The organism is Fodinibius halophilus (genome assembly GCF_011059105.1).
Lineage (GTDB): Bacteria > Bacteroidota > Rhodothermia > Balneolales > Balneolaceae > Fodinibius > Fodinibius halophilus.
On the sequence record NZ_JAALLS010000085.1, the window covers coordinates 1 to 378 of the forward strand.

Below are 378 nucleotides of genomic sequence, written 5' to 3' on the forward strand. Positions count from 1 at the left end.
CGTAGAGCCTATAGGTGGGGCCGGTGCCACTGCGAACAACCGCACTGGCAGGCATAAACATAGCCCTTCGAATATATTTGGATCCCTGTTTTGATATTCTGGGTTTCCCCGCCCACTTTCCGGATTGGCGGATGATCACATCATAGCCGCTGAAACTGATTAGCTGGCTGATTTTGTGAAACTGCTGGAATCCTGTAGTTTCTGCCAATACTACCGCTATTGTGAGGATGCCAATACCAGGAATGCTACTCAGATATTTTATAGACTCTCTGAGCTCCTCCCGGGAGCGCAGATGCTTGCGAATCAGCCGGGTTAGCTGATCAATTTGCTGGCCGAGTGTTTCGAGGCACTGCCTTAGCGATTGCTCAGCCGCGGGGG

The 378-nt window shown here is 51.6% G+C and carries 1 protein-coding gene; it reads right to left on the reverse strand.

From position 1 onward, the window contains the following. Nucleotides 1-378 (reverse strand): transposase (locus G3569_RS18265; RefSeq protein ID WP_165271523.1); only part of this gene is annotated, 378 nt, incomplete at both ends.